General features: G+C 65.7%; 1 pseudogene. It reads right to left on the bottom strand.

The window, feature by feature from the left end:
* A pseudogene (locus tag EJI00_RS25205) lies at positions 1–1,191 on the bottom strand (hypothetical protein); the annotation flags it as partial.

Here is a 1,191-nt window from a genome sequence, read left to right as displayed (position 1 = left end):
GGCGTGGGCACGATGCGCGATTCATGCGTGGTGATGCGCTCGATCTGCTGAGGTGTCAGGTGGCCGCTCGTGGGCTGCGGCGGTGCAGGCGTGTGCCGGGGCGTGGCATGGGGCTCCTCGCGCACATGGCCTGGGGTGGCGCTGGTGGCGGCTCCCGACCTCGATGCCGGCGTGTTCTGCTGCTGCCCGTGCGGCGTCGTTTGCTGGGGCGCTTGTTGCGGCTTCACCTGTTGCGGTTGCATCTCCTGGAACTTCTGCTCCACCAAGGCCGCCCCATACTGGCGGTTGGTCTGCACGTGGCCTTGATGCTCCTTGTCCAGACGTGCCAGCTCTTCTCCCTTGGCGGTCAGCGTCCGGGAGATGTAATCCTTGCCCTCGAGGCCAGACATTTCCACATGGTCGGTGCGGGTGAAGGCCCCCTGGGGGCTGCGCTCCCAGGTCTGGCCGGTGGCCGGGTCTTTCACATGAATTTCGCTGGGCAAGCGCAAGAGCGTGGTCACAGATTCGGGCACGGGTCTGTCATCCCGCGCAAAGCCTCTGCCGACGTAGTCGGTCATGTAGGCCTTGGCGAGGTTTTCCGAATAGTGCGCGTTGGCATCGCGGCGCACCGCCGAAATCTGATCGAGATGCTTGCTCAGGGCGGGGGCAGCGCGTTCGTCATGGGTCAGAACAGCGCCAAAGTCTCCTACGGGGATGGCAGTGCCGTAGGGCCCTTGGTCCGTGACCTCGGTCACCCAGCCGTCTTGGGTCAGGCGATAGTCGCTCTTCTGCCCTCGGGGGTCTTGCAGGGTAATGTTCTGCGGATCGAGGTGCTGGGGCCGGGCCAGCGCGAGTTCGGTGATGGCGCTGGTGCGCTTGTATTCAAGGGTGTTGATCTGGTCCGGGGCTGCGGGTTGGTTCTTGTGAATCCAGTTGGACTGCTCCCAATGACCGTGGGTGTGCGCGTAGGTGTTGCCATCGTCGCCCACCTGGTGGTTCATCTGGTATTGGGTGTAGGCGCGGCCAATGGCTTCGCCGCCAAAGGCGCCGATGGTGCCGCCGACTGCACCGGTGACCAACGCGCCGGGGCCACTCCAGGACCCGGTGGCGACACCGTAGGCCGCGCCTGCGGCAAAGCCTGCGGCCAGGCCGCCACCGGTGCGGCCGACGTATTCATGGAGCAGGGCGTCGGCACCGAATTGGTTGCCCCGG

The organism is Variovorax sp. DXTD-1, from assembly GCF_003984625.1.
GTDB lineage: Bacteria > Pseudomonadota > Gammaproteobacteria > Burkholderiales > Burkholderiaceae_C > Variovorax.
The sequence above is the reverse complement of the archived record's forward strand: the minus strand, read 5'-3'. Positions and strand labels throughout refer to the sequence as shown.